This is a genomic window from Pseudomonas sp. NPDC012596, assembly GCF_042902325.1.
Taxonomy (GTDB): domain Bacteria; phylum Pseudomonadota; class Gammaproteobacteria; order Pseudomonadales; family Pseudomonadaceae; genus Aquipseudomonas.
Genome location: NZ_JBIBEB010000023.1, coordinates 91,652 through 112,510, shown reverse-complemented (window position 1 = coordinate 112,510; position 20,859 = coordinate 91,652). Strand labels below are relative to the sequence as shown.

The window sequence follows — 20,859 nt, the reverse complement described above, 5'->3', positions numbered from 1 at the left end:
GTGTGGGGTTTCCCCATGTGAGAGTAGGTCATCGTCAAGATTCATTTCGCAAAACCCCTATCTGCGCGAGCAGGTAGGGGTTTTGTCTTTTCTGGATTTTACTGAGTCCGGTCTCGGCAGCCAGCCGTGATATCGTTCCCTACCAGTTCCCAGCGTCTTCCAGAGAACCCTAAATGGCCAAGCCTACCTCATTACATCCCGGCTTCATGATCGTGCACGGCAACCGCCTGGACGATTTGCGCAGCCTGGTGGTGAGTTGGATGCGCCGCTATCCGCTGGCACCGCTGGAAAACGAAATCGCCCTGGTTCAGAGCAACGGCATCGCCCAGTGGCTCAAGCTGGCTCTGGCCGAAGACCCGCTCGAAGATGATCAGGGCGGCTGCGGCATTGCCGCCGCCATCGAAGTGCAGTTGCCGGGCAGCTTCATGTGGCAGCTTTACAGAAAGGTGCTGGGCCGCGACGAGATCCCCGAGGTCTCTCTGCTGGACAAGGCGCCGCTGACCTGGCGCCTCATGCGTCTGTTGCCAGCACTGATCGAGCGCCCCCATTTTGAACCGCTGCGCCGCTTTCTCACCGATGACAGCGACCTGCGCAAACGCTATCAACTGGCCGAACGTCTGGCTGACCTGTTCGACCAGTACCAGGTCTACCGCGCCGACTGGCTGAAGGATTGGGCTGCCGGCGAGCACGTCCTCAATACGGCTCGCGGCGAACGTAAACCGCTGGCTCCCGGTAACCGCTGGCAGGCCGAACTATGGCGTGCGCTGCTTGAAGATGTCGGCGAGCAGGGCATGGCTCAGAGCCGGGCCGGGGTGCATCAGCGTTTCATCGAGCGTATCAACAGCCTTGAGCAGCCACCTGCCGGCCTGCCATCGCGGGTAATCGTGTTCGGTATCTCCTCGTTGCCTGCCCAGGCGCTGGAGGCGCTCGCCGGCCTCGCGCGTTTCAGCCAAGTGCTCTTGTGCGTACACAACCCGTGCCGCCATCACTGGGCCGACATCGTTGCCGACAAGGACTTGCTGCGCCACCAGTACAAACGCCAGCAGCGCAAGCAAGGCATGCCTTTGCACCTGGATGACGAGTCATTGCATCAGCACGCCCACCCTTTGCTGGCCGCCTGGGGCAAGCAGGGCCGCGACTACATCAACCTGCTAGACAGTTATGACGACCCTGGTAGCTATCAGGGTGTCTTCAGCGACGGGCGCATCGACCTGTTCAGCGAAAGCGAGCCGAAGACCCTGCTCAACCAGCTGCAGGACGATATCCTCGAGCTGCGCCCACTTGCCGAAACACGCGAGCTGTGGCCAGAGATCGACCTCGGCAAAGACCGCTCGGTACGCTTTCACATCGCTCACAGCCCACAGCGTGAAGTGGAGATCCTGCACGATCAATTGTTGGCCCGCTTCAGTGCCGACCCCACGCTGCGCCCGCGTGACGTCATCGTCATGCTGCCCGCGATCGACACCTACGCACCGCATATCCGCGCCGTATTCGGCCAGTTGCAGCGCCACGACCCGCGCTATATCCCCTTTACCCTGACCGACCAGGGCCAGCGTGGCCGCGATCCGCTGCTGATTGCCCTTGAACACCTGCTCAAGCTGCCAGACAGCCGTTTCGCCGTCAGCGAAGTGCTCGACCTGCTCGACGTTCCGGCAGTGCGTGCACGTTTCGGCATACGCGAAAGCGATCTGCCGACCCTGCACCGCTGGATCGAAGGTGCGGGTATACGGTGGGGCCTGAATGCCGAGCAGCGGGCCACGCTCGGCCTGCCCGAAGGCCTGGAGCAAAACAGCTGGCGTTTCGGCCTGCGACGCATGCTGCTGGGTTATGCCGTCGGCATGGGCGAGGGTTGTGACGGCATCGAGCCTTACGACGAAATCGGTGGGCTGGATGCTGCCCTGATCGGCCCGCTGGTAGCCTTGCTCGACGCCCTCGATGTGGCCAACCAGGCCTTGTCCCAGCCTGCCACGGCGGCTGAGTGGGGAGAGCGCCTGAATGCGTTGTTGCAGGTGTTCTTCCTGGCGGAGGATGAACATGACGAGTTCCTGCTGATGCAACTGCAGGAGCTTCGCGATAGCTGGCTGGAGGTCTGCGAGACCGTTGGCTTGCAGGACCTGTTACCCCTTACTGTGATCCGTGAGGCGTGGCTGTCGGGCCTCGACCAGGGCAAGCTGTCCCAGCGTTTTCTTGCGGGTTCGGTAAACTTCTGCACCCTGATGCCGATGCGAGCCATCCCGTTCCGGGTCGTCTGCCTGCTGGGCATGAACGATGGGGACTACCCACGCGCCCAGCAACCGCTGGACTTCGACCTGATGGCCAGCGACTACCGCCCTGGCGATCGATCACGCCGTGAGGACGACCGGTACCTGCTACTCGAAGCACTGCTGTCGGCACGCGACCAGCTCTACATCAGCTGGGTAGGCCGGAGCATCCGCGACAACAGCGAGCGCCCGGCATCCGTGCTCATCGGCCAGTTGCGCGATCACCTTTCCGGCGGCTGGCGCGTGGCCGGTGGTGGAGAAGGCCCGCAGGCAGGCGAACAGTTGTTGCATGCGCTGACTCAGGAGCACCCACTGCAACCTTTCAGCCCACGGTATTTCCAGAAAGGCAGCGGGTTGTTCAGTTATGCCCATGAGTGGCAACTGCTACACCAGCAAGCCGATGAAGTTAACCAGCCCCAACCCGGCTTGTCTTCGTACAACAACGATGAAGCACTGACCCTGACCCAGTTGCAGGACTTTCTGCGCCACCCGGTGCGGCATTTCTTCAGTCAGCGTTTAAAGGTGTACTTCGAGGCACTGGAAGCCCCCGCGCCGGATGAAGAGCCGTTCGTCCTCGATGCGCTGCAGCGTTACAGCGCCAGTGAAAGCCTGCTGGGTGCCGCCCTGGCCGATCCGGAAAATGCCGAGCAAGCGTTAACCGCCCAAGCGCGCCGGCTGCAGGCTTGCGGCATGCTACCGCTGGCCGGGTTTGGCGAGCTTCTGCAGGCTGAGCTTATTCAACCCCTGCCCGACCTGCTGCAGCGCCACCGCCAGTTGCTACAACGCTGGCCCGATGTGGTCGAGGGTGCGCTGCCGATCCATTTCGAGCATGGTAGCCACCGCCTCGAGGGCTGGCTTGGCAGGGTGTACCAGGGCGCAGATGAAAGCCTGTTGAGCATCACCACGGTGCCAAACACCATCAATGCGGGGCGCAACAGCCTTAAATGGCACCGTTTGATTGCCAGCTGGGTCATGCACCTGGCGGCCTGTGCTGCAGGGTATCCATTGCACAGCGCGCTGCTGGCCAGTGACATCACCCTGTTGCTGCCACCGCTGCCGCAGCCCGAAGCCGCGGAACAGCTCGGCCATCTGCTGGTATCACGCCAGGCCGCAATGAATGCACCGCTGCCGGTTGCCGCCAAGACAGCGTTCGCCTGGCTGGCCCAGGACGACCCCGACAAAGCACTCGCCGCCGCCACCCGTGCCTATGAAGGCGACGGCCGCACCAGTTTCGGCGAGCGCAGTGAAAGCGTGGCGCTTGCCAGACAGTTCCGCGACTTCGCTGCGCTCAGTGCCGACGAAACCTTTGAAGGCTGGTGCGAAACCTTGTACCGCCCGTTATTCAGCGCAGCCTGGCAGACCTTGGGCAATCCGGAGAGTGGCGCATGACCCAGGACCGTCCCCTCGCACTGAGTTTCCCCCTGCACGGCAGCCAACTGATCGAAGCCAGTGCGGGCACCGGCAAGACCTTCACCATTTCCGCGCTCTACTTGCGGCTTATCCTCGGCCATGGCGGTGAGCAAGGCTTCGGCCGTGAGTTGTTGCCGCCACAGATCCTCGTGGTGACCTTCACCGATGCCGCCACCAAAGAGCTGCGCGAGCGTATTCGCGCGCGCCTGGCCGAAGCTGCGCGTTTCTTCCGCAGTGAGCTGCCAGAGGCGGACCCGCTGCTGCACCAGTTGCGTGACGATTACCCCGAAGAGCACTGGGCACGCTGCGCCAATCGCCTGGAAGTGGCGGTGCAATGGATGGACGAAGCGGCCGTTTCGACCATTCACGGCTGGTGTCAGCGCATGCTCCGCGAGCATGCCTTCGACAGCGGCAGCCTGTTCACCCAGAGCCTCGAAACCGACCATAGCGAGTTGCTCGGCCAGGTCATGCGCGACTACTGGCGACGCTTTTGCTATGGCATGCAAGGCGACGCTCTAGCCTGGGTGCGCAGCCACTGGGGCAGCCCCGACGCGTTGTTGCCGCGTATCCGCCCGCTGTTCGGCCGCGTCCGTGCACACCAGGATGAGCACGAGCCGCAGGCACTGATCGACAGCGCACTGCAACAGCGCGTCGATCAGCTGTGTCTGTTGAAAGCGCCATGGGCAAAGTGGGCGGACGAGTTGCAGCAAATTTGCCGCGATGCCGTCGCCGCCAAGCAGGCTGACGGGCGCAAGCTGCAGGCACGCTTCTTCGAGCCGTGGTTCGAAAAACTGCGTGCCTGGGCGAGTGATGAGCAGGTCGTCGAGCTCGACCTGGGTACCGGTTTCACCCGCCTGACCCCCGCCGGCATGGCTGAAGCGTGGAAGGTTGGCGAGCCGCCAGCTCACCCGGCCTTGCAGGCCATGCAAGGCCTGCCGCAACAGCTGCAGGCCCTGGCCAGCCCCGATGCACGCTTGCTCGAGCACGCCGCCGCCTGGGTCGCGGCACGTTTCGAGCTAGAAAAACGCCGCCGCGCCGAGATGGGTTTCGACGACATGCTGCTGCGCCTGCAGCACGCTCTGGCCAGTGAGGCCGGTGAGCGCCTGGCCAGCTTGATCCGCGAACAGTTCCCGGTCGCGCTGATCGACGAATTCCAGGATACCGACCCGGTGCAGTACGGGATCTTCGAGCGCATCTACTGCATCAGCGAAAACCGCGCAGAAACCGGCCTGTTCATGATCGGCGACCCCAAGCAGGCGATTTATGCCTTCCGCGGTGCCGACATCTACACCTACCTGTCCGCCCGGCGCGCCACCGCCGGCCGGCTGCACAGCCTGGACACCAACTATCGCTCCAGCGAGGCGATGGTGGCCGCGGTCAACCAAGTATTCCTGCAGGCCGAAGCACGTGAGCAAGGGCGCGGCGCGTTCCTGTTCCGCGAGGCCGATGACAACCCGCTGCCGTTCATCGAAGTGCGTGCCAAGGGCCGCAGCGAACACCTGCTGATCGACGGCGAGGCCGCCGCGGCCCTGCAATGCTGGCAGCTGGAAAGCGAAGACCCCGTTTCCAGCACACTTTACCGTCAGCAAATGGCAGCCAGTTGCGCCAGCCACATCGTTACCCTGCTCAATGGCGCTCAGCGTGGCGTCAGTGGTTTGCGCAAGGCTGACGGCGCACTTCGGCCCTGCCTGCCATCCGACATCGCCATCCTGGTGCGTGATGGCCATGAGGCGCAGTTGGTGCGTGCGGAATTGGCGGCCCGTGATGTGCGCAGCGTCTACCTTTCCGACAAGGATTCGGTGTTTGCCGCCCAGGAGGCACATGACCTGCTGGCCTGGCTCAAGGCCTGCGCCGAACCGGACTCCGAGCGCTTGCTCAAAGCCGCGTTGGCCAGCCTGACGCTTGAGCTATCACTGGCCGAACTGGACCAGCTGAACCAGGACGAGCGGGTCTGGGAAGATTGGGTGATGCGTTTTCGCCGTTACCGTGACACCTGGCAGCGCCAAGGCGTACTGCCGATGTTGCGCCACCTGCTGCACGACTTCCAGTTGCCGCGCACGCTCATTGCCCGCAGTGATGGCGAGCGAGTGCTGACCAACCTGCTGCATCTGGCCGAACTGCTGCAGCAAGCGGCCGGCGAGCTGGATGGCGAACAGGCGCTGATCCGCCATCTGGCGGAGCACCTGGCCAACTCCGGCCAGGCCGGGGAAGAACAGATCCTGCGCCTTGAAAGTGATGAGCAACTGGTCAAGGTGGTGACCATCCACAAATCCAAGGGCCTTGAATACCCCTTGGTCTACCTGCCGTTCATCTGCACCAGCAAGCCGGTGGACGGCAGCCGCCTGCCGTTGGCCTGGCACGACAGCCAGGGCAATGCGCAGCTGACACTCACCCCCGACCAGGCACAGATAGCCCTGGCCGATGACGAGCGCCTGGCCGAAGACTTGCGCCTGCTCTATGTAGCCCTCACGCGTGCCCAGCATGCGTGCTGGCTGGGTGTTGCCGACCTCAAGCGTGGCAACCAGAAAAGCTCGCAGCTGCACCGTTCAGCGCTCGGCTATCTGCTCGGTGGTGGCTTGCCGCTGCAGGGCTCGGCACAACTGGGCGACTGGTTGCGCAGCCTGCAGGCGGGCTGCCCGCACATTGCCTGCCCAGGCCTGCCGGCAGCCGACGACACGTGCTACCGCACGCCCCATGCCGAACGCGAACTGTTGCCGGCGCGCAAGCCGCGTCGCCCAGCGGCCGAGCATTGGTGGATCGCTTCCTACAGTGCCTTGCGGGTCGGCGAGCAGACGCTGGGCGCCGACAGCTCCCAGGCCCAGCAACTGCTCGACGATGAAGTCGTCGACGCGCAAGTGCTGCGTGAAGTGCCGGCTGACGGTGGCGATATGCATCGCTTCCCGCGCGGTCCGAACCCCGGCACCTTCCTGCATGGCCTGCTCGAGTGGGCGGGGCGCGAAGGTTTTGCCGAAGTCGCGGCCAACCCCGCACTGATCGCACGCACCGTCGGGCAACGCTGCAACCGACGCGACTGGACCGGCTGGATTTCAACGCTTAACCAATGGTTGGAGCAACTGCTGACTGAGCCTTTGCCGGCCCGTGATGTGACCCTGACTCTGGCGCAGCTGCAGCACTACCAGATCGAAATGGAGTTCTGGTTCGCCAGCCATCAGGTCGATGCAGAGCAGCTCGACCGCCTGGTAGCGCGCCATACCCACCCAGGCGCGGCGCGCCCCGCTGCCCAGCCAACATTGCTCAACGGCATGTTCAAGGGCTTCATCGACCTGGCGTTCGAGCTGGACGGGCGTTACTACGTGGCCGACTACAAGTCCAACTGGCTTGGCCCCGACATCCAGGCCTATGACACTTTGGCCATGGAGAAGGCGATCCTCGAGCATCGCTACGACCTTCAGTATGTGCTGTACCTTTTGGCCCTGCATCGCCAGTTGCGTGCCCGCCTGCCCGATTACGATTACGACCTTCATGTGGGCGGCGCCTTGTTCATTTTCCTGCGTGGCGCCAACAGCAGTGGCCACGGCGTGTACTTCGCCAAACCGCCACGCGAGCTGATCGAAGCGCTCGATGCGCTGTTCCGCGGCGTGCACGCGCCGCAACAGCAGGACCTGTTTGCCGGAGCTGCGCCATGAGCCGCACCCTAGATGACCTCTTGCCCACGCCCCTGAACGCCGAACACCTGTTGACGCTCGCGCCGCAACGCATCAGTGCTGACCTGCTGCAACTGCTCGACCGTTGGGTCGAGCGCGGCTGGTTGCGCGCCCTCGACCGGGCGTTCGTGTCTTTTCTCGAAGAACGCGCTCCCGGTAGCGATCCATTGCTGCTGCTGGCTGCAGCGTTGGCCAGCCATCAACTGGGCCACGGCCACGTCTGCCTCGACCTGCAACAGACCCTCGCCGAGCCGGACTTCGCCCTGTCGCTGCCCCCGGAAGGCGATGCCTTGGCAGGCCCCTTGCTGCTGCCGTCGCAACTGCTCGCCAACCTCGATCTGGGCACCTGGCGCCAGCGCATCACCGCAAGCCCACTGGTAGCCGCTGGCAACACCCCTGGCCAGCAGTCGCGGCCGTTGGTGATCAGCGGCGAGCGCCTCTACCTGCGCCGCTACTGGAGTTACGAACGGCAGATCGACGCAACCCTGCGCCAACGCCTGAGCCAGGAAGATGCAGCCCCGGCAGACCTGCCAGCACGCCTGGCGCAGTTGTTCGACGAAGGCGCTCTGGCCGGCCAGGTGGACTGGCAGAAGCTGGCCTGTGCCCTGGCCACCCGCGCCGGTTTCAGCATTATCACTGGCGGCCCTGGCACCGGTAAGACCACCACCGTAGTCCGCCTGCTGGCCTTGCTGCAGGCGCCTGCGGTAGAGCAGGGCAGGCCCCTGCGCATCCGCCTGGCGGCACCGACCGGCAAGGCCGCCGCCCGCCTCACCGAATCCATCGGCCAGCAGGTCGAGCGCTTGCAGGTTAGCGGCGAGGTGCGCGGGCAGATCCTCACCGACGTCAGCACGGTGCACCGCTTGCTGGGCAGCCGGCCGGGTTCGCGGCACTTCCGCCACCACGCCGGCAACCCGCTGCCGCTGGATGTGCTGGTGGTCGATGAAGCGTCGATGATCGACCTCGAGATGATGGCCAACCTGCTCAATGCCTTGCCCCCCAAAGCGCGCCTGATTTTGCTGGGTGACAAGGACCAGCTGGCCTCGGTCGAAGCCGGCGCGGTACTCGGCGACTTGTGCCGGGATGCCGAAGAGGGCTGCTACTCACCCGCCACCCAGGCTTGGCTGGAGCAGATTGGTGGCCAGTCGTTGACGGACAGCGGCCTGAAGGCGGGTGACGCACAGCGCAACCCGCTGGCCCAGCAAGTGGTGATGCTGCGGTTTTCCCGGCGCTTTGGCGAAGGCAGCGGCATCGGCCAGTTGGCGCGGCTGGTCAACCGCCAACAAGCCCAGGCGGCCCGCGACCTGTTGACGATGCCACCGTCGGACGTCTTCGGCCTCGCCTTGCGCGGCGAGCACGACCGCGCGTTCGATCGGCTGATACTCGATGGCCTCAACCGCGGCAGCGAAGGCCCGCAAGGCTATCGCAGCTACCTGCGCGCCATCGGCCGTTACCGCCCGGCGCCAGGCAGCGCATTCGATGACCCGCGTTGGGAACAATGGGCCGGCAAGGTGCTGCGCAGCTTCGAGGACTTCCAGTTGCTTTGCGCAGTGCGCAAGGGCGCCTGGGGTGTCGAAGGCCTGAATGAACGGGTGGCGCGTGTGCTGCATGGCGCCGGGCTGATCGACAGCCAGCAGCCCTGGTACGAAGGGCGCCCTGTGCTGGTAACGCGCAACGACTACGGCCTCGGGCTGATGAACGGCGACATCGGCATCGCCCTGCGCTTGCCGGATGAACACGGCGAGCCGCTGCTGCGCGTGGCGTTCCCGCGCAATGACGGCAGCGGCGGGGTACGGTTTGTCCTACCCAGCCGCCTAAACGAAGTGGAAACGGTTTTCGCCATGACCGTGCACAAGTCCCAGGGCTCGGAGTTCAGCCACACCGCCCTGGTGTTACCGGACGCGCTCAACCCGGTGCTGACCAAGGAACTGGTGTACACCGGCATTACCCGGGCCAAGCACTGTTTCAGCCTGATCGAGCCACGCCAGGGCATCTTCGAAGAAGCGGTGGGGCGCAAGGTGAGGCGGATCTCCGGGTTGATGCTCGAGCAGGTCTGACGCCCCTACGGAGGTGGCGGCGTTGTGCTATCGTTGCGCCCATATCCGAAGGGACTTGAGAGATTTCCCACATGACAGTGGCCGGTGGACGAGTGACGAGCTCTTTGCTTTCGCTGTTGCTGGCTGCCCTGATGCTATCGGCCGGCCCCGCCCGCGCAGACGCTGCAGCCACTGCGGTACAAGCCCAGCAGCGGGCCAAGGCCGTTACCCAGGTGGTGCTGGGTATTCTCAGCTATGCGCGTTGGCCGACCGAGCCTGTGCCGCTGCGCCTGTGCCTGGTCGGGCCCACCGAATACGCCGATGACCTGATCAAAGGCAACCTGCAGAACTCCGGGCAACCGCTGCAGGTGCGCCGTTTGCTCGCCGATGACCGCGCGGTGGCCCAGGCCTGCGATGCCATCTACATCGGCAAGCTCGATCACGCTCAGCGCGATCGCTTGTTCCAGGCGGTCAGCGGTCACCCGGTATTGAGCATCAGCGAGGCGGATGACCCGTGTACAGTCGGCAGCCTGTTCTGCCTGCGGGTCAGCGATCAACAGGTAGCCTTTGAGGTCAACCTCGATTCCGTGGCCCGCTCCGGCGTGCGTATCCACCCCAGTGTGCTGCAGTTGTCACGGCGCCGGGCGGTGCAACCATGAAGGCTACTAAAAAGAACCGGGCTCGCCCGACCCTGCGTTCGGTGCTTGGCCGCGGTCACCTCAGCGTGGCCCTGTTGGCCGTTGGCCTGGTGGGCATATCGCTGACGCTGCTGGGCGTGCTCGCCCTGCGCGTTTACGCCAACCACAACTTGCACCTGATCGCCCGCTCGATCAATTACACCGTCGAAGCCGCCGTGGTGTTCGACGACAGCGTCGCTGCCAACGAGGCCCTGGAGCTGATTGCCAGCACCGAGGAAGTGGCCGATGCCAAGGTGTTCAACAACGACGGTGAGCAGTTGGCGCACTGGCAGCGCAACGTTGACGGCCTGCTTGGGCACCTGGAAACCCGGGTGGCAACGGCCTTGCTGGGCGAGCCAATCAACCTGCCGATTCTGCACAAGCAGCAGAGGGTTGGGCATATCGAGCTGATCGGCCAAGGCCGCAGCCTGTTGCTGTTCATGCTCGGCGGCCTTGGCGGCATTCTGTTCTGTACCCTCCTCAGTGCCTTTGTTGCCCTGCACCTGTCGCGGCGCCTGCTGGGCGATATCGTCCGCCCGCTGCGCGCACTGGCCAGCGTCGCCCACGCGGCACGGCGCGAGCGCAGCTTCGACCGGCGTGTGCCGGAAGCGCCGATCGCAGAACTCAACGAACTGGGCAACGACTTCAACGCCTTGCTGGACGAACTGGAGGTCTGGCACAGCCACCTGCAGAACGAGAATGCCACCTTGGCCCACCAAGCCAGCCACGACAGCCTGACCGGCCTGCCCAACCGCGCCTTCTTCGAAGGCCGCCTCAGCCGCTGCCTGCGCAACGCTGCGCGCCAGCAGGACCACATGGCCTTGCTGTTCCTCGACAGCGACCACTTCAAGCAGATCAACGACAGCCTCGGCCACGCCGTGGGTGATGAAGTACTGATCAACGTTGCCGACCGTGTGCGCGCGCAGTTGCGCGAGCATGACCTGGTAGCGCGCCTGGGCGGCGATGAATTCGCCATCCTGCTGACCCCGCTGCAGTCGCGCGAAGATGCCCAGCGCATCGCCGAGAAGATCATCGCCAGCATGCAACTGCCGATGCAGCTGGACAGTGGTGGCAGCATCAACACCTCGCTGAGTGTCGGCATTGCCTATTACCCGGATGATGGCGACGATTCCGCCAGCCTCCTCAATGCTGCTGATGCGGCGATGTACCAGGCCAAGCGCACGCGCCGTGGCCAGTGGCAAGCGGCGCAGACGGAACGGTCCGCCGCCGAAATCAAGAACAGGAGCTGAACCGTGATACAGCGTTTGCGTTTCCCCTTCGTCGCCGTGGTGTTGGCTTTGCTGGCGCTGACCGGCTGCCAGAGTACGCCCCAGGCAGGCCTGACGCCTGAACAGATCGCCGTGCTCAAGCGCGAAGGCTTTGCACCCACGGATGAGGGCTGGGCGTTCGATCTGTCGGGTAAAGTGCTTTTCGGCAGTGACCTGGACAGCCTCAACGGCCCGAGCCAGGCGATTGTCGAGCGTATCGGCAAGGCGTTGCTGGGCGTGGGCATCGAGGGGGTGCGGGTCGATGGGCATGCCGATGCCTCGGGCAAGGCGGCCTACAACCAACAGCTGTCCGAGCGCCGGGCGCAGAGCGTGGCCCAGGCACTGATCGGCATCGGCATGCCTGCGCAGAACATCCGCACACGCGGTTTGGGTAGCACCGAGCCGGTGGCGGATAACCGCACAAGCTCCGGCCGCACCGAAAATCGGCGGGTGTCGATTGTGGTGGCGTCTTACTAAGGCCCGCGTTGCAGTCATCGCCGGCAAGCCGGCTCCCACAGGTTGGACTGCCCCCAAGAAGTTGGATACCAATCCAACCCTAGGGGGGCAGTCCAGGTATGGCCAGCCTTCAAGGCCTGTGATTTCCCTGTGGGAGCCGGCTTGCCGGCGATGGGCTGCAGAGCAGCCCCTTTACGCCTGGGCAAAGCGCATCTCGCGGGTTTCCCCCATCAACAAAGGCGCATTCGCCTCGGTCACCCCACGGATGTAATCCCACAGCAGGGTGATCCGCTTCAACTTGCGCAAATCCTCCCGGCAGTACATCCAGAATTGCCGGGTCACCTCGATTTCTGCAGGCAGCACCGTCACCAACCGTGGGTCCTGCGCTGCAAGAAAGCACGGCAATATCGCCAGCCCGCGCCCCTGCAGCGCCGCCGTGAATTGGGCAATTACACTGGTGCTGCGCAGGTGCGCACTGGCATTGGGAATCAGGTTGGCCAGGTAAAGCAGCTCGGAGCTGAACGCCAGGTCATCCACATAGCTGATGAACGGATGGCCCGCCAGGTCGCTTACCTGGCGGATCGGTGTGTGGTTGTCGAGGTAATCCTGCGTCGCGTAAAGCCGCAACCGGTAGTCGCACAGTTTGCAGCACACATAGGGGCCATGCTCAGGCCGCTCCAGGGCGATGACGATATCCGCCTCGCGCTTGGACAGGCTGATGAAGTGCGGCAGCGGCAGGATATCCACCGAAATCGCCGGGTAGGCATTGACGAAGTGGCTCAGCTGCGGGGTAACGAAGAAGCTGCCGAAGCCTTCGGTGCAGCCCATGCGCACATGCCCCGACAGCGCCACGCCTGAGCCGGACACCTGCTCACAGGCCATGTGCAGGGTGCTTTCGATCGACTCTGCATACCCCAGCAATCGCTGGCCCTCGGCAGTCAGCACAAAGCCATTGGTTCGCGACTTTTCAAACAGCAAGGTGCCCAGCGCGCCCTCCAGCGAAGTGATGCGCCGCGACACCGTGGTGTAGTCGACGCTCAGGCGTTTGGCCGCGCTGCTGGCCTTGCGGGTGCGTGCCACTTCAAGGAAGAACTTCAAATCGTCCCAGTTCAGCGAACTGAGTGAGGTCAGGTCTTTTTGCATGTTGATCCGGTTTTTTTGTGCGTTCTTGTTGGATGTTTGCACATCTATACTCGAAAAAAGCCCCCTGACGCCACCTCGCGTTTGCACGGCGCTGGCGATCTCGTCCTGACAATAATTCCAAGGAGAACGCAGATGAACGCACCCCAATCCCCCAGCCAGGCCAAGGTCGAGCAGGTCAAACTGCTGATTGATGGCCAGTGGGTCGAGTCGAAAACCACCGAATGGCGCGACATCGTCAACCCGGCCACCCAGCAGGTGCTGGCGCGGGTACCGTTTGCCACCGTTGAAGAAGTGGACGCTGCAGTGGCCGCCGCCGAGCGCGCCTTCAAGACCTGGCGCGACACCCCGATCGGCGTGCGCATGCGCATCATGCTCAAGCTGCAGGCACTGATCCGTGAACACAGCAAGCGAATCGCCGTGACCCTCAGCGCCGAGCAGGGCAAGACCATCGCCGATGCCGAGGGCGATATCTTCCGCGGCCTGGAAGTGGTCGAGCACGCCGCGTCCATCGGCACCCTGCAGATGGGCGAATTCGCCGAAAACGTTGCCGGTGGCGTCGACACCTACACCCTGCGCCAGCCCATCGGCGTGTGCGCCGGGATCACCCCGTTCAACTTCCCAGCGATGATCCCGCTGTGGATGTTCCCGATGGCCATCGTCTGCGGCAATACCTTTGTGCTCAAGCCATCCGAACAGGACCCGCTGTCGACCATGATGCTGGTCGAGCTGGCGCTGGAGGCCGGAGTGCCGGCGGGCGTGCTGAACGTGGTGCACGGCGGCAAGCAGGTGGTGGACGCCATCTGCACGCATAAGGACATCAAGGCGATTTCGTTCGTCGGCTCCACCGAAGTCGGCACCCACGTGTACAACCTGGGCAGCCAGCACGGCAAGCGCGTGCAGTCGATGATGGGCGCGAAAAACCACGCTGTGGTGCTGCCCGACGCCAACCGCACCCAGACCGTCAACGCCCTGGTCGGCGCGGCTTTTGGCGCCGCTGGGCAGCGTTGCATGGCCACCTCGGTGGCGGTCCTGGTGGGCAAGGCGCGTGAGTGGCTGCCGGATATCAAGGAGGCGGCAAGCAAGCTCAAGGTCAATGCCGGTAGCGAACCAGGCACCGATGTGGGCCCGGTGGTTTCCAAGCGTGCCAAGGAGCGAGTGCTGGGCCTGATCGAAAGCGGTATCAAAGAAGGCGCCAAACTTGAACTGGATGGCCGTGACGTCAAGGTACCGGGTTACGAGCAAGGCAACTTCGTCGGCCCGACCCTGTTCTCCGGTGTGAAAACCGATATGCAGGTCTACACCCAGGAAATCTTCGGCCCGGTACTGGTAACCCTGGAAGTCGACACCCTCGACGAGGCCATCGCCCTGGTCAACGCCAACCCGTTCGGCAACGGCACCGGCCTGTTCACCCAAAGCGGCGCGGCGGCGCGCAAGTTCCAAAGCGAAATCGACATCGGCCAGGTCGGTATCAACATCCCGATCCCGGTACCGGTGCCGTATTTCAGCTTCACAGGTTCGCGTGGTTCCAAGCTCGGCGACCTCGGCCCTTACGGCAAGCAGGTGGTGCAGTTCTACACTCAGACCAAGACCGTCACCGCCCGCTGGTTCGATGACGACAGTGTCAATGACGGTGTGAACACCACCATCAGCCTGCGCTAAGGAGAACGCCATGCGTATCGCATTCATCGGCCTGGGCAACATGGGCGCGCCCATGGCCCGCAACCTGATCAAGGCCGGGCACCAGCTGAACCTGTTCGACCTGAACAAGACCGTACTGGCCGAGCTCGCCGAACTGGGCGGGCAAGTCAGCGCGTCGCCCAAGCAAGCGGCAGCCGACAGCGAGCTGGTGATCACCATGTTGCCGGCCGCAGCCCATGTGCGCAGCGTCTATCTGAACGAAGACGGCGTGCTGGCGGGCGTGCGCCCGGGCACGCCGACCGTGGACTGCAGCACCATCGACCCGCAGACCGCTCGCGAGGTGTCCAAGGCCGCTGCCGGCAAAGGCGTGGACATGGGCGATGCGCCTGTTTCCGGTGGTACCGGCGGTGCGGCAGCCGGCACCCTGACGTTCATGGTCGGTGCCAGCACCGAGCTGTTTGCCACGCTCAAGCCGGTACTGGAGCAGATGGGCCGCAATATCGTGCACTGCGGTGAGGTTGGCACCGGGCAGATCGCCAAGATCTGCAACAACCTGCTGCTGGGCATCTCGATGATCGGCGTATCCGAAGCCATGGCGCTGGGCAACGCACTCGGCATCGACACCAAGGTACTGGCCGGCATCATCAACAGCTCCACCGGCCGTTGCTGGAGTTCCGATACCTACAATCCTTGGCCGGGCATCATTGAAACCGCGCCGGCATCACGGGGTTATACCGGGGGCTTCGGCGCCGAGCTGATGCTCAAGGATTTGGGGCTGGCCACCGAGGCTGCGCGCCAGGCGCATCAGCCAGTGATTCTCGGGGCCGTGGCCCAGCAGCTGTATCAGGCGATGAGCCTGCGCGGCGAGGGTGGCAAAGATTTCTCGGCGATTGTCGAGGGGTACTGCAAGAAGGATTGACGAGCAAGGTGGACTTCACCGTGGGCCGGGCAGCCTCCCCTCTGTAACTGCGCACCAGAGGGGAGGAGGCCCGTACTGCGGTGTTTTTTCTTTCTGCTCCGGAAAATGGTTTATATTTGCAATGAGCTGCACGTTAAAGGGTGAAATTACAGGTAGTGAGTTACTACAAGGGATGAGAAGAGAATTATATGTAGGGCCCATAGTGTCACTAGTAGAATCTTGGTTTTCTTGGGGAATGAATCAATTTCTTGTTGCTCTAAAAGATTTCCATGCGTGAAAATTGATGGGAGTGCGAGTACTGTTGAAATTGTTCCTGTGCGCATCAGTTTTCCGATCAGCCCGGCTCGCTTGTAAGTCGCTCTATTTTTTTTGATGTACTGGCTGTTAGGGAATAGTGACTCAAAATACTCGGTCCGCCGGGCGGCGATATAACACTGTGCTGTCATTGTGATGATGATCAGATTGATGATGACTGCGGGGATTAACCCTTTATCAAAAATATTCACTTTGAAAACTCCCGATACAGAAGCTCACCGTAGAATTCACCTTGCTCTTCTCCAATTTTGCCGCCAATGGTTGCTCCAGCACCACCAATCACTACTGCGCAAATCAGCCCACCCGTACCTGCCGTTGACAAACCGATCGCGGCACATATTGCAGGTGCTAGAACTGTCCCAGCCACATATCCACCAGCACTTCCGCCCGCCAGCCCTCCCATCAGTGAACCTCCTCCAACATATTTCGCTCTCTCGCAATCGGCTTCACGGCCGAGCGTACAAGCCTTGTGGATTTCAAGTCCTGTTCCTGCGACTTCAAGCGCTACTCCAACGTAGGCACCTTGCTTTATCAAACTGGCTGCCTTGGCTACACCGGCGACTTTATTTGCATACCCTGCTATCTCGCCCGTGTGCAAAAAGCGCTTGGTGGATATCCCCAGCGTCCTTTTGATGGAGGTTCTATTTTTCAGCCCAGAGCCGTAAGCAGCCAGCTTGTTCAACTGCTCATCCAACTTCATGAACAAGGCGGCACGCTTGGCATAGAACTGATCGCGAGCCACCATGGTCCCTGATCCGAGATGCTGTTGATGCAACTTTTCGATTTCCATCAATGTGGCCTCGATGGCCCTCAGGTGCTTGCTCCATCCTTCACTGACCACTCCCGCGCCCATGGACGCATGCGCGATCAGGCTTTTCAGTGTCTCGAAGTTATCCAGGAAAAAGTTATCCACACCCTGACCATTGTGCAGCAGCCCTACGTGCACCTTGGCTGCTTGCGCCATCATCCAGGCTTCCTGACTGGTACATGAGGCCGTTGTGGAGTCGCCGATAATGATCAACTCGCCTTTTCTGACCACTGTGTTGGCGACGTGGGCATTAAGTACATCAAATTTTTCCAGTGAATGGCCGCTGAGCGCCAGGTCAGCTTTAAGCCGGTGATAGTTTTGCAGCTTGAGATTCAGAAACGCCCGCGCCTCAGACATGACCATGCCCTCACGCGTATTTTTTATTGCCGATACGGTCCCAGCCACCGGCAATATTGCCGCCGCCGCTACCATCAACGCGGCGCTGTTGGGTATAAGTGGTTTTTATTCTCCCGTAATTGAGTTGCACCACTTCCAGAGGAATACCCGTGTCGACGCCCTGCGAGTATTCGGCAATGATCACTTCTTCGAGAATGATTTCGTAGTATTTCAATTTGTCGCCACCGGCACGGCAGAGCGCCAGCTTCACTTCCTTGAGATGCTGGCCGGTGCAGCTGGCTTCCATCAGTTTGCAACTGGCGCTGTCGAGGCTTTTGGTGAATGTGAAGTTGGTCACTGAGGTGCGGCCAGAAGTTGCACCGCCTGCGGAACTTGCAGTGGCGGATGTGCTTTGGCTGATGCCAAAGTCATAGCCGAGTATTTCAATCCATTTGTTGTGCTTTTCATCCAGTGCTTCACCTGGAATGTTGTCGATATGAATATAAGCGTCGAAAGCCATGCCTACCGCTCCCTGGCAAGTGATGTGAGTGGGTAATGCTGCTCGGCGAAAAGCCGGCTACAGGAGCGTAAGACTGTCATGGGGCGAGGGCAATGCCTTCAGGGGCAAAGGAGGGGAATTCAGAAAAGGACTACACTTAAGGGGATAACTTGCGTGGAAATGTCGAAAGATGTTTCAGTATTCCAGCGGTTTAAGGACAAATTGCTGGGCTGATGCCTTAATGTAAACGGCATGTTCAGAAACACTTATGCCCCTGTAGGAAACCTCGCAAATCAAACAGGGGCATAGTTGGAGCAGCTTACTAATTAGGCAAAGACGAAGTACTTACGCACAGTCTCGACCACTTCCCAGGTCCCTTTCATCCCCGGTTCGATCACGAACACATCACCCGCCTTCAGGTGCTTCGGCTCTTCACCTTCCGGGGTGATGATGCAGTAGCCGTCGAGGAAGTGGCAGAACTCCCACTTCTCGTAATTGACCTCGAACTTGCCCGGGGTGCAGATCCAGGTACCCATGATCTTGCTGCCGTCGGCCGACAGGTAGGCGTTGAGGTTGACGGTGTGCGGATCGCCGCCGATGCGCTTCCACTTGGTGGCGTCCACGACCGGCGTCGGGCAGGTTTCGCGCAGGACGGTAATGAAATCGGACATGGCACAACTCCTGGTGACTGGCTGAATGACTCGACACCATAGGGCCATTGGCCGAGCCCCAGTTGCCTGCGCTCGACGTCCAGGTGCCTGGCTGCGCTATGTATGCTCTTTATCCACAGCTCAGGGCTAGCTGAAATTCGGCAGGCACTGGCACGAAGGTGGGGGCCGGCCATTGACGAAGTTTCCGCCTATGTGCCGAGTATTCGCGGGTTTGCACTGTACGTGTAGGAGCTGGCTTGCCGGCGATGGGCCGCGAAGCGGCCCCAAAGTGTCAGATCCCACAAAAAATCTTCAGAATTTCCCCCTTCCTTGTAGTCCATTTCCCAAAGATACTCCCGCCGCGCTTAAGTCATTGCGATGGGTATGTGTCGCGCTCTAGTCTCGGCGGGTCGTTGCAAATTCAACGGCCGGGTTTAGCAGCCCAGTCCATATCAGGCTTAAGCATTCACCTCCATGGTGGCTGTGCGCGGGGCACCTTCGGGTGCGCCGGGTGCCTGACTTGCCGGTCTGCTAACCCGCGTACAGCTGCCTCCATTCGTTTAGCAGCGATGTCCGGCAGCTCCATACCCGTCAGGAGCAAACCATGCTGAAAATCGTCCCCGATCCCCCGCTCAATTCCCTCGAAGACTCCCTCGCAGTCATTTCTGAATACTTGATGTGCGCCCACACCATTACCCAGCAATTGGTGTTCCTCAACCCGAAGCAGCCCATGCAGGCGATGGGTTTGGCGGTGATGCACGAGATCGAGGCAGCTCGCGGCCTGGTCGAGCAAACCTTGGCCCGTGTGCAAACACGTCATTGAACAGCGAGCAAAAGTCCATGGACAATGAATTGATAACGCCCGGCGTCGCTACAGTGCGCGTGAGCGAATCGATCCCGGAACTGATGCGGGTGCTGCCCGGCATTCCCGTAACCCTGGCGTTAGAGCAGGCTTCGATCATCCAGGACTGCGTGCGTCATCTGACACTTGAGTCCGCCCTGGCGGAACAGGGCGGCGGCAAATTGATGTGGGCAGCGCACTACCTGAGTGGCATGGCCAAAGCGTTGCTGGATGATGCGGCAGGCGGGTTACAGGCCTGAGATGCATCGGCTTAGCCGGCCTAATCGCGGGTAAACCCGTTCCCACAGGTACAGCGCAAACCTCCATGGGAGCGGGCTTGCCCGCGAAGAGGCCCGCACTGGCACCCTCATCACTCAAGCCCACCAATACCGCACAAAGTGGAAGAACACCGGCGCCGCGAAGCACACCGAGTCCATCCGGTCGAGCATGCCGCCGTGCCCTTCGATCATGTGCCCCCAATCCTTAACACCCCGGTCGCGCTTGATCGCCGACATCACCAAACCGCCGAAGAAGCCCATCACGTTCACAGTCAGCGCCATCAGGGCCGCCTGCCAGAAGCTGAACGGGGTGATCCAGCACAGCAGGGCGCCCACTAGCGTGGCCAGTACCACGCCGCCGAGCAGGCCTTCCAGGGTTTTCGAGGGTGACAGGTTGGGTGCCACCTTGCGTTTGCCAAACAGCTTGCCGCATACGTACTGCAGCACGTCGCTGATCTGCACCACCAGGATCAGCCAGGCGATCAGCAGCAGGTTGCGGCCTTCGTAGCCGGGGATATCCAGGGTCAGCAGCGCGGGCACCGCCGACACGCAGTACACCGCGATCATCAGCCCCCACTGCACCTTCGAGGCGCGTTCGAGAAACCGCGTGGTATCGCCGCCGAAGCTGGCCAGGATCGGCAGCAGCAGGAACAGGTACACCGGGATGAAGATGCTGAACAGCCCGTACCAATCCATGGCGATCAGCAGGTATTGCACCGGCAGCGCCACGTAGAACGCTGCCACCAATGCCGGGTAATCGCTGCGCCGGGTCGGGGTGAGTGTCATGAACTCGCGCAGGGCGTAGAACGAAACGCCGTAGAACAGCACGATCACGCCGTATTTGCCGAACACGAAGGCGATGCCGATCACCAGCACCATCACCCACCAGGCATTGATGCGGGCGTTGAGGTTGTCGATCACCGCGTGCGGCGCCGGGCCGGCGCGCCACTTGAGCAGGCGGCCGATCACGCTGGCGAGCAGCAGCAGGGCGCCGATGCCGGTAAATAGCGAAAGGGTGTTGTCGTCCATGTCAGGCTTCCTTAGGGGCCAGGTTCAGCAGGGCCTGGCTGGCCCGCTCGAGAAACGCCTGCTTGCTCTCATCCGCATGCAGGTGAATGGGTTCGCCGAAGCTCAGCGTGCACAGCAACGGCAAGGGCAGCGCGCGGCCCTTGGGCATGACCCGGTTGAGGTTGGCGATCCACACCGGCACAAGCTCAACCTCGGGGTTGGCCATCGCCAGGTGGTACAGGCCGCTTCTGAATGGCATCAGCGGCTCGTCACTGAGGTTGCGCGTGCCTTCGGGGAAGAAGATCAGCGAATCACCCTGGGCCACCGCTTCCAGGATCGGCTGCAGTGGGCTGCCCTGGCCTTCGCTGCGCTGGCGGTCGATCAGCACGCCGTTGAAAACCTTGCGGATCAGGAAATCACGAATGCCTGGCTTGGCCCAGTAGTCAGCCCCGGCCACGGGGCGCGTGCGTTCACGCAGAGGCGCTGGCAGCGAGGCCCAGAGCAGCACGAAGTCGCCGTGGCTGCTGTGGTTGGCGAAGTACAGGCGTTGCACCGGCAGCGGTGTGCAGCCGAGCCAAAGGGCGCGGGCGCCGGTGATCAGGCGGGCGGCGGAGGTTATGACGAAGGCGGTCAGGGCGGCGAGCATGGCGCGGT

Annotated in this window: 17 protein-coding genes; 10 read left to right on the top strand and 7 right to left on the bottom strand. The window is 62.2% G+C overall.

From position 1 onward, the window contains the following. The first annotated feature begins 173 nt into the window (after window positions 1–173). The 6 genes from recC to ACFY68_RS23580 all read left to right on the top strand — a co-directional run bounded on the left by recC (window position 174) and on the right by ACFY68_RS23580 (window position 11,791). On the top strand, window positions 174–3,650 hold the full coding sequence (gene recC, locus ACFY68_RS23605; RefSeq protein ID WP_387532390.1) for an exodeoxyribonuclease V subunit gamma: 3,477 nt from the start codon (window positions 174–176) through the stop codon (window positions 3,648–3,650). Next, window positions 3,647–7,318, top strand: a complete 3,672-nt coding sequence (recB, locus tag ACFY68_RS23600) for an exodeoxyribonuclease V subunit beta (RefSeq protein WP_387532387.1) — start codon at window positions 3,647–3,649, stop codon at window positions 7,316–7,318. The genes recC and recB overlap by 4 nt, the downstream gene beginning before the upstream one ends. Next, a complete protein-coding gene (gene recD, locus ACFY68_RS23595; RefSeq protein WP_387532384.1) occupies window positions 7,315–9,390 on the top strand; it encodes an exodeoxyribonuclease V subunit alpha in 2,076 nt (691 codons plus the stop codon). Before recB ends, recD begins: the two co-directional genes overlap by 4 nt. 71 nt (window positions 9,391–9,461) lie before the next feature. Beyond that, entirely contained in the window at window positions 9,462–10,028 is a 567-nt protein-coding gene (locus ACFY68_RS23590; RefSeq protein ID WP_387532381.1) for a YfiR family protein, read from the top strand. Then, complete coding sequence (locus tag ACFY68_RS23585; protein WP_387532378.1) at window positions 10,025–11,296, top strand: diguanylate cyclase domain-containing protein; 1,272 nt, start codon at window positions 10,025–10,027, stop codon at window positions 11,294–11,296. The genes ACFY68_RS23590 and ACFY68_RS23585 overlap by 4 nt, the downstream gene beginning before the upstream one ends. A gap of 3 nt (window positions 11,297–11,299) precedes the next feature. After that, window positions 11,300–11,791 carry an OmpA family protein gene (locus ACFY68_RS23580; protein WP_346613877.1) on the top strand — a complete coding sequence of 164 codons (492 nt, stop codon included), beginning with the start codon at window positions 11,300–11,302 and terminating at the stop codon, window positions 11,789–11,791. Between the two features lie 171 nt (window positions 11,792–11,962). Here the strand turns inward: ACFY68_RS23580 and ACFY68_RS23575 are convergent, their stop codons facing one another. After that, complete coding sequence (locus tag ACFY68_RS23575) at window positions 11,963–12,913, bottom strand: LysR family transcriptional regulator (protein ID WP_387532375.1); 951 nt, start codon at window positions 12,911–12,913, stop codon at window positions 11,963–11,965. A gap of 132 nt (window positions 12,914–13,045) precedes the next feature. On the opposite strand from ACFY68_RS23575, the gene ACFY68_RS23570 reads away from it, so the two are divergent. Together ACFY68_RS23570 and mmsB are read left to right on the top strand one after the other, a co-directional pair. Then, window positions 13,046–14,572 carry a CoA-acylating methylmalonate-semialdehyde dehydrogenase gene (locus tag ACFY68_RS23570; protein ID WP_387532372.1) on the top strand — a complete coding sequence of 509 codons (1,527 nt, stop codon included), beginning with the start codon at window positions 13,046–13,048 and terminating at the stop codon, window positions 14,570–14,572. Between the two features lie 10 nt (window positions 14,573–14,582). Then, window positions 14,583–15,470 carry a 3-hydroxyisobutyrate dehydrogenase gene (mmsB, locus tag ACFY68_RS23565; RefSeq protein WP_387532369.1) on the top strand — a complete coding sequence of 296 codons (888 nt, stop codon included), beginning with the start codon at window positions 14,583–14,585 and terminating at the stop codon, window positions 15,468–15,470. 146 nt (window positions 15,471–15,616) lie between these two features. On the opposite strand, the gene ACFY68_RS23560 is transcribed toward mmsB, so the two are convergent. The 4 genes from ACFY68_RS23560 to ACFY68_RS23545 form a co-directional block, all read right to left on the bottom strand. Next, complete coding sequence (locus ACFY68_RS23560) at window positions 15,617–15,976, bottom strand: hypothetical protein (protein WP_387532366.1); 360 nt, start codon at window positions 15,974–15,976, stop codon at window positions 15,617–15,619. Beyond that, a complete protein-coding gene (locus tag ACFY68_RS23555; protein WP_387532363.1) occupies window positions 15,973–16,950 on the bottom strand; it encodes a hypothetical protein in 978 nt (325 codons plus the stop codon). The genes ACFY68_RS23560 and ACFY68_RS23555 overlap by 4 nt, the downstream gene beginning before the upstream one ends. Window positions 16,951–16,960: 10 nt before the next feature. Continuing rightward, on the bottom strand, window positions 16,961–17,449 hold the full coding sequence (locus tag ACFY68_RS23550) for an Hcp family type VI secretion system effector (protein ID WP_387532360.1): 489 nt from the start codon (window positions 17,447–17,449) through the stop codon (window positions 16,961–16,963). A 305-nt stretch (window positions 17,450–17,754) separates the two neighbouring features. Next, window positions 17,755–18,099, bottom strand: a complete 345-nt coding sequence (locus ACFY68_RS23545) for a cupin domain-containing protein (protein WP_003258412.1) — start codon at window positions 18,097–18,099, stop codon at window positions 17,755–17,757. 583 nt (window positions 18,100–18,682) lie between these two features. Here ACFY68_RS23545 and ACFY68_RS23540 point away from each other — a divergent pair. Both ACFY68_RS23540 and ACFY68_RS23535 read left to right on the top strand, forming a co-directional pair. Further along, complete coding sequence (locus ACFY68_RS23540) at window positions 18,683–18,901, top strand: hypothetical protein (protein ID WP_387532356.1); 219 nt, start codon at window positions 18,683–18,685, stop codon at window positions 18,899–18,901. Window positions 18,902–18,918: 17 nt separating this feature from the next. After that, the gene (locus ACFY68_RS23535) at window positions 18,919–19,179 is read left to right on the top strand and encodes a DUF3077 domain-containing protein (RefSeq protein ID WP_387532353.1); all 261 of its coding nucleotides are present in this window, start codon (window positions 18,919–18,921) and stop codon (window positions 19,177–19,179) included. Window positions 19,180–19,293: 114 nt separating this feature from the next. Here the strand turns inward: ACFY68_RS23535 and ACFY68_RS23530 are convergent, their stop codons facing one another. Both ACFY68_RS23530 and ACFY68_RS23525 read right to left on the bottom strand, forming a co-directional pair. After that, complete coding sequence (locus ACFY68_RS23530) at window positions 19,294–20,226, bottom strand: phosphatidate cytidylyltransferase (protein ID WP_387532350.1); 933 nt, start codon at window positions 20,224–20,226, stop codon at window positions 19,294–19,296. 1 nt (window position 20,227) lies between these two features. Then, entirely contained in the window at window positions 20,228–20,851 is a 624-nt protein-coding gene (locus tag ACFY68_RS23525; protein ID WP_346613886.1) for a lysophospholipid acyltransferase family protein, read from the bottom strand. Window positions 20,852–20,859 lie beyond the last annotated feature (8 nt).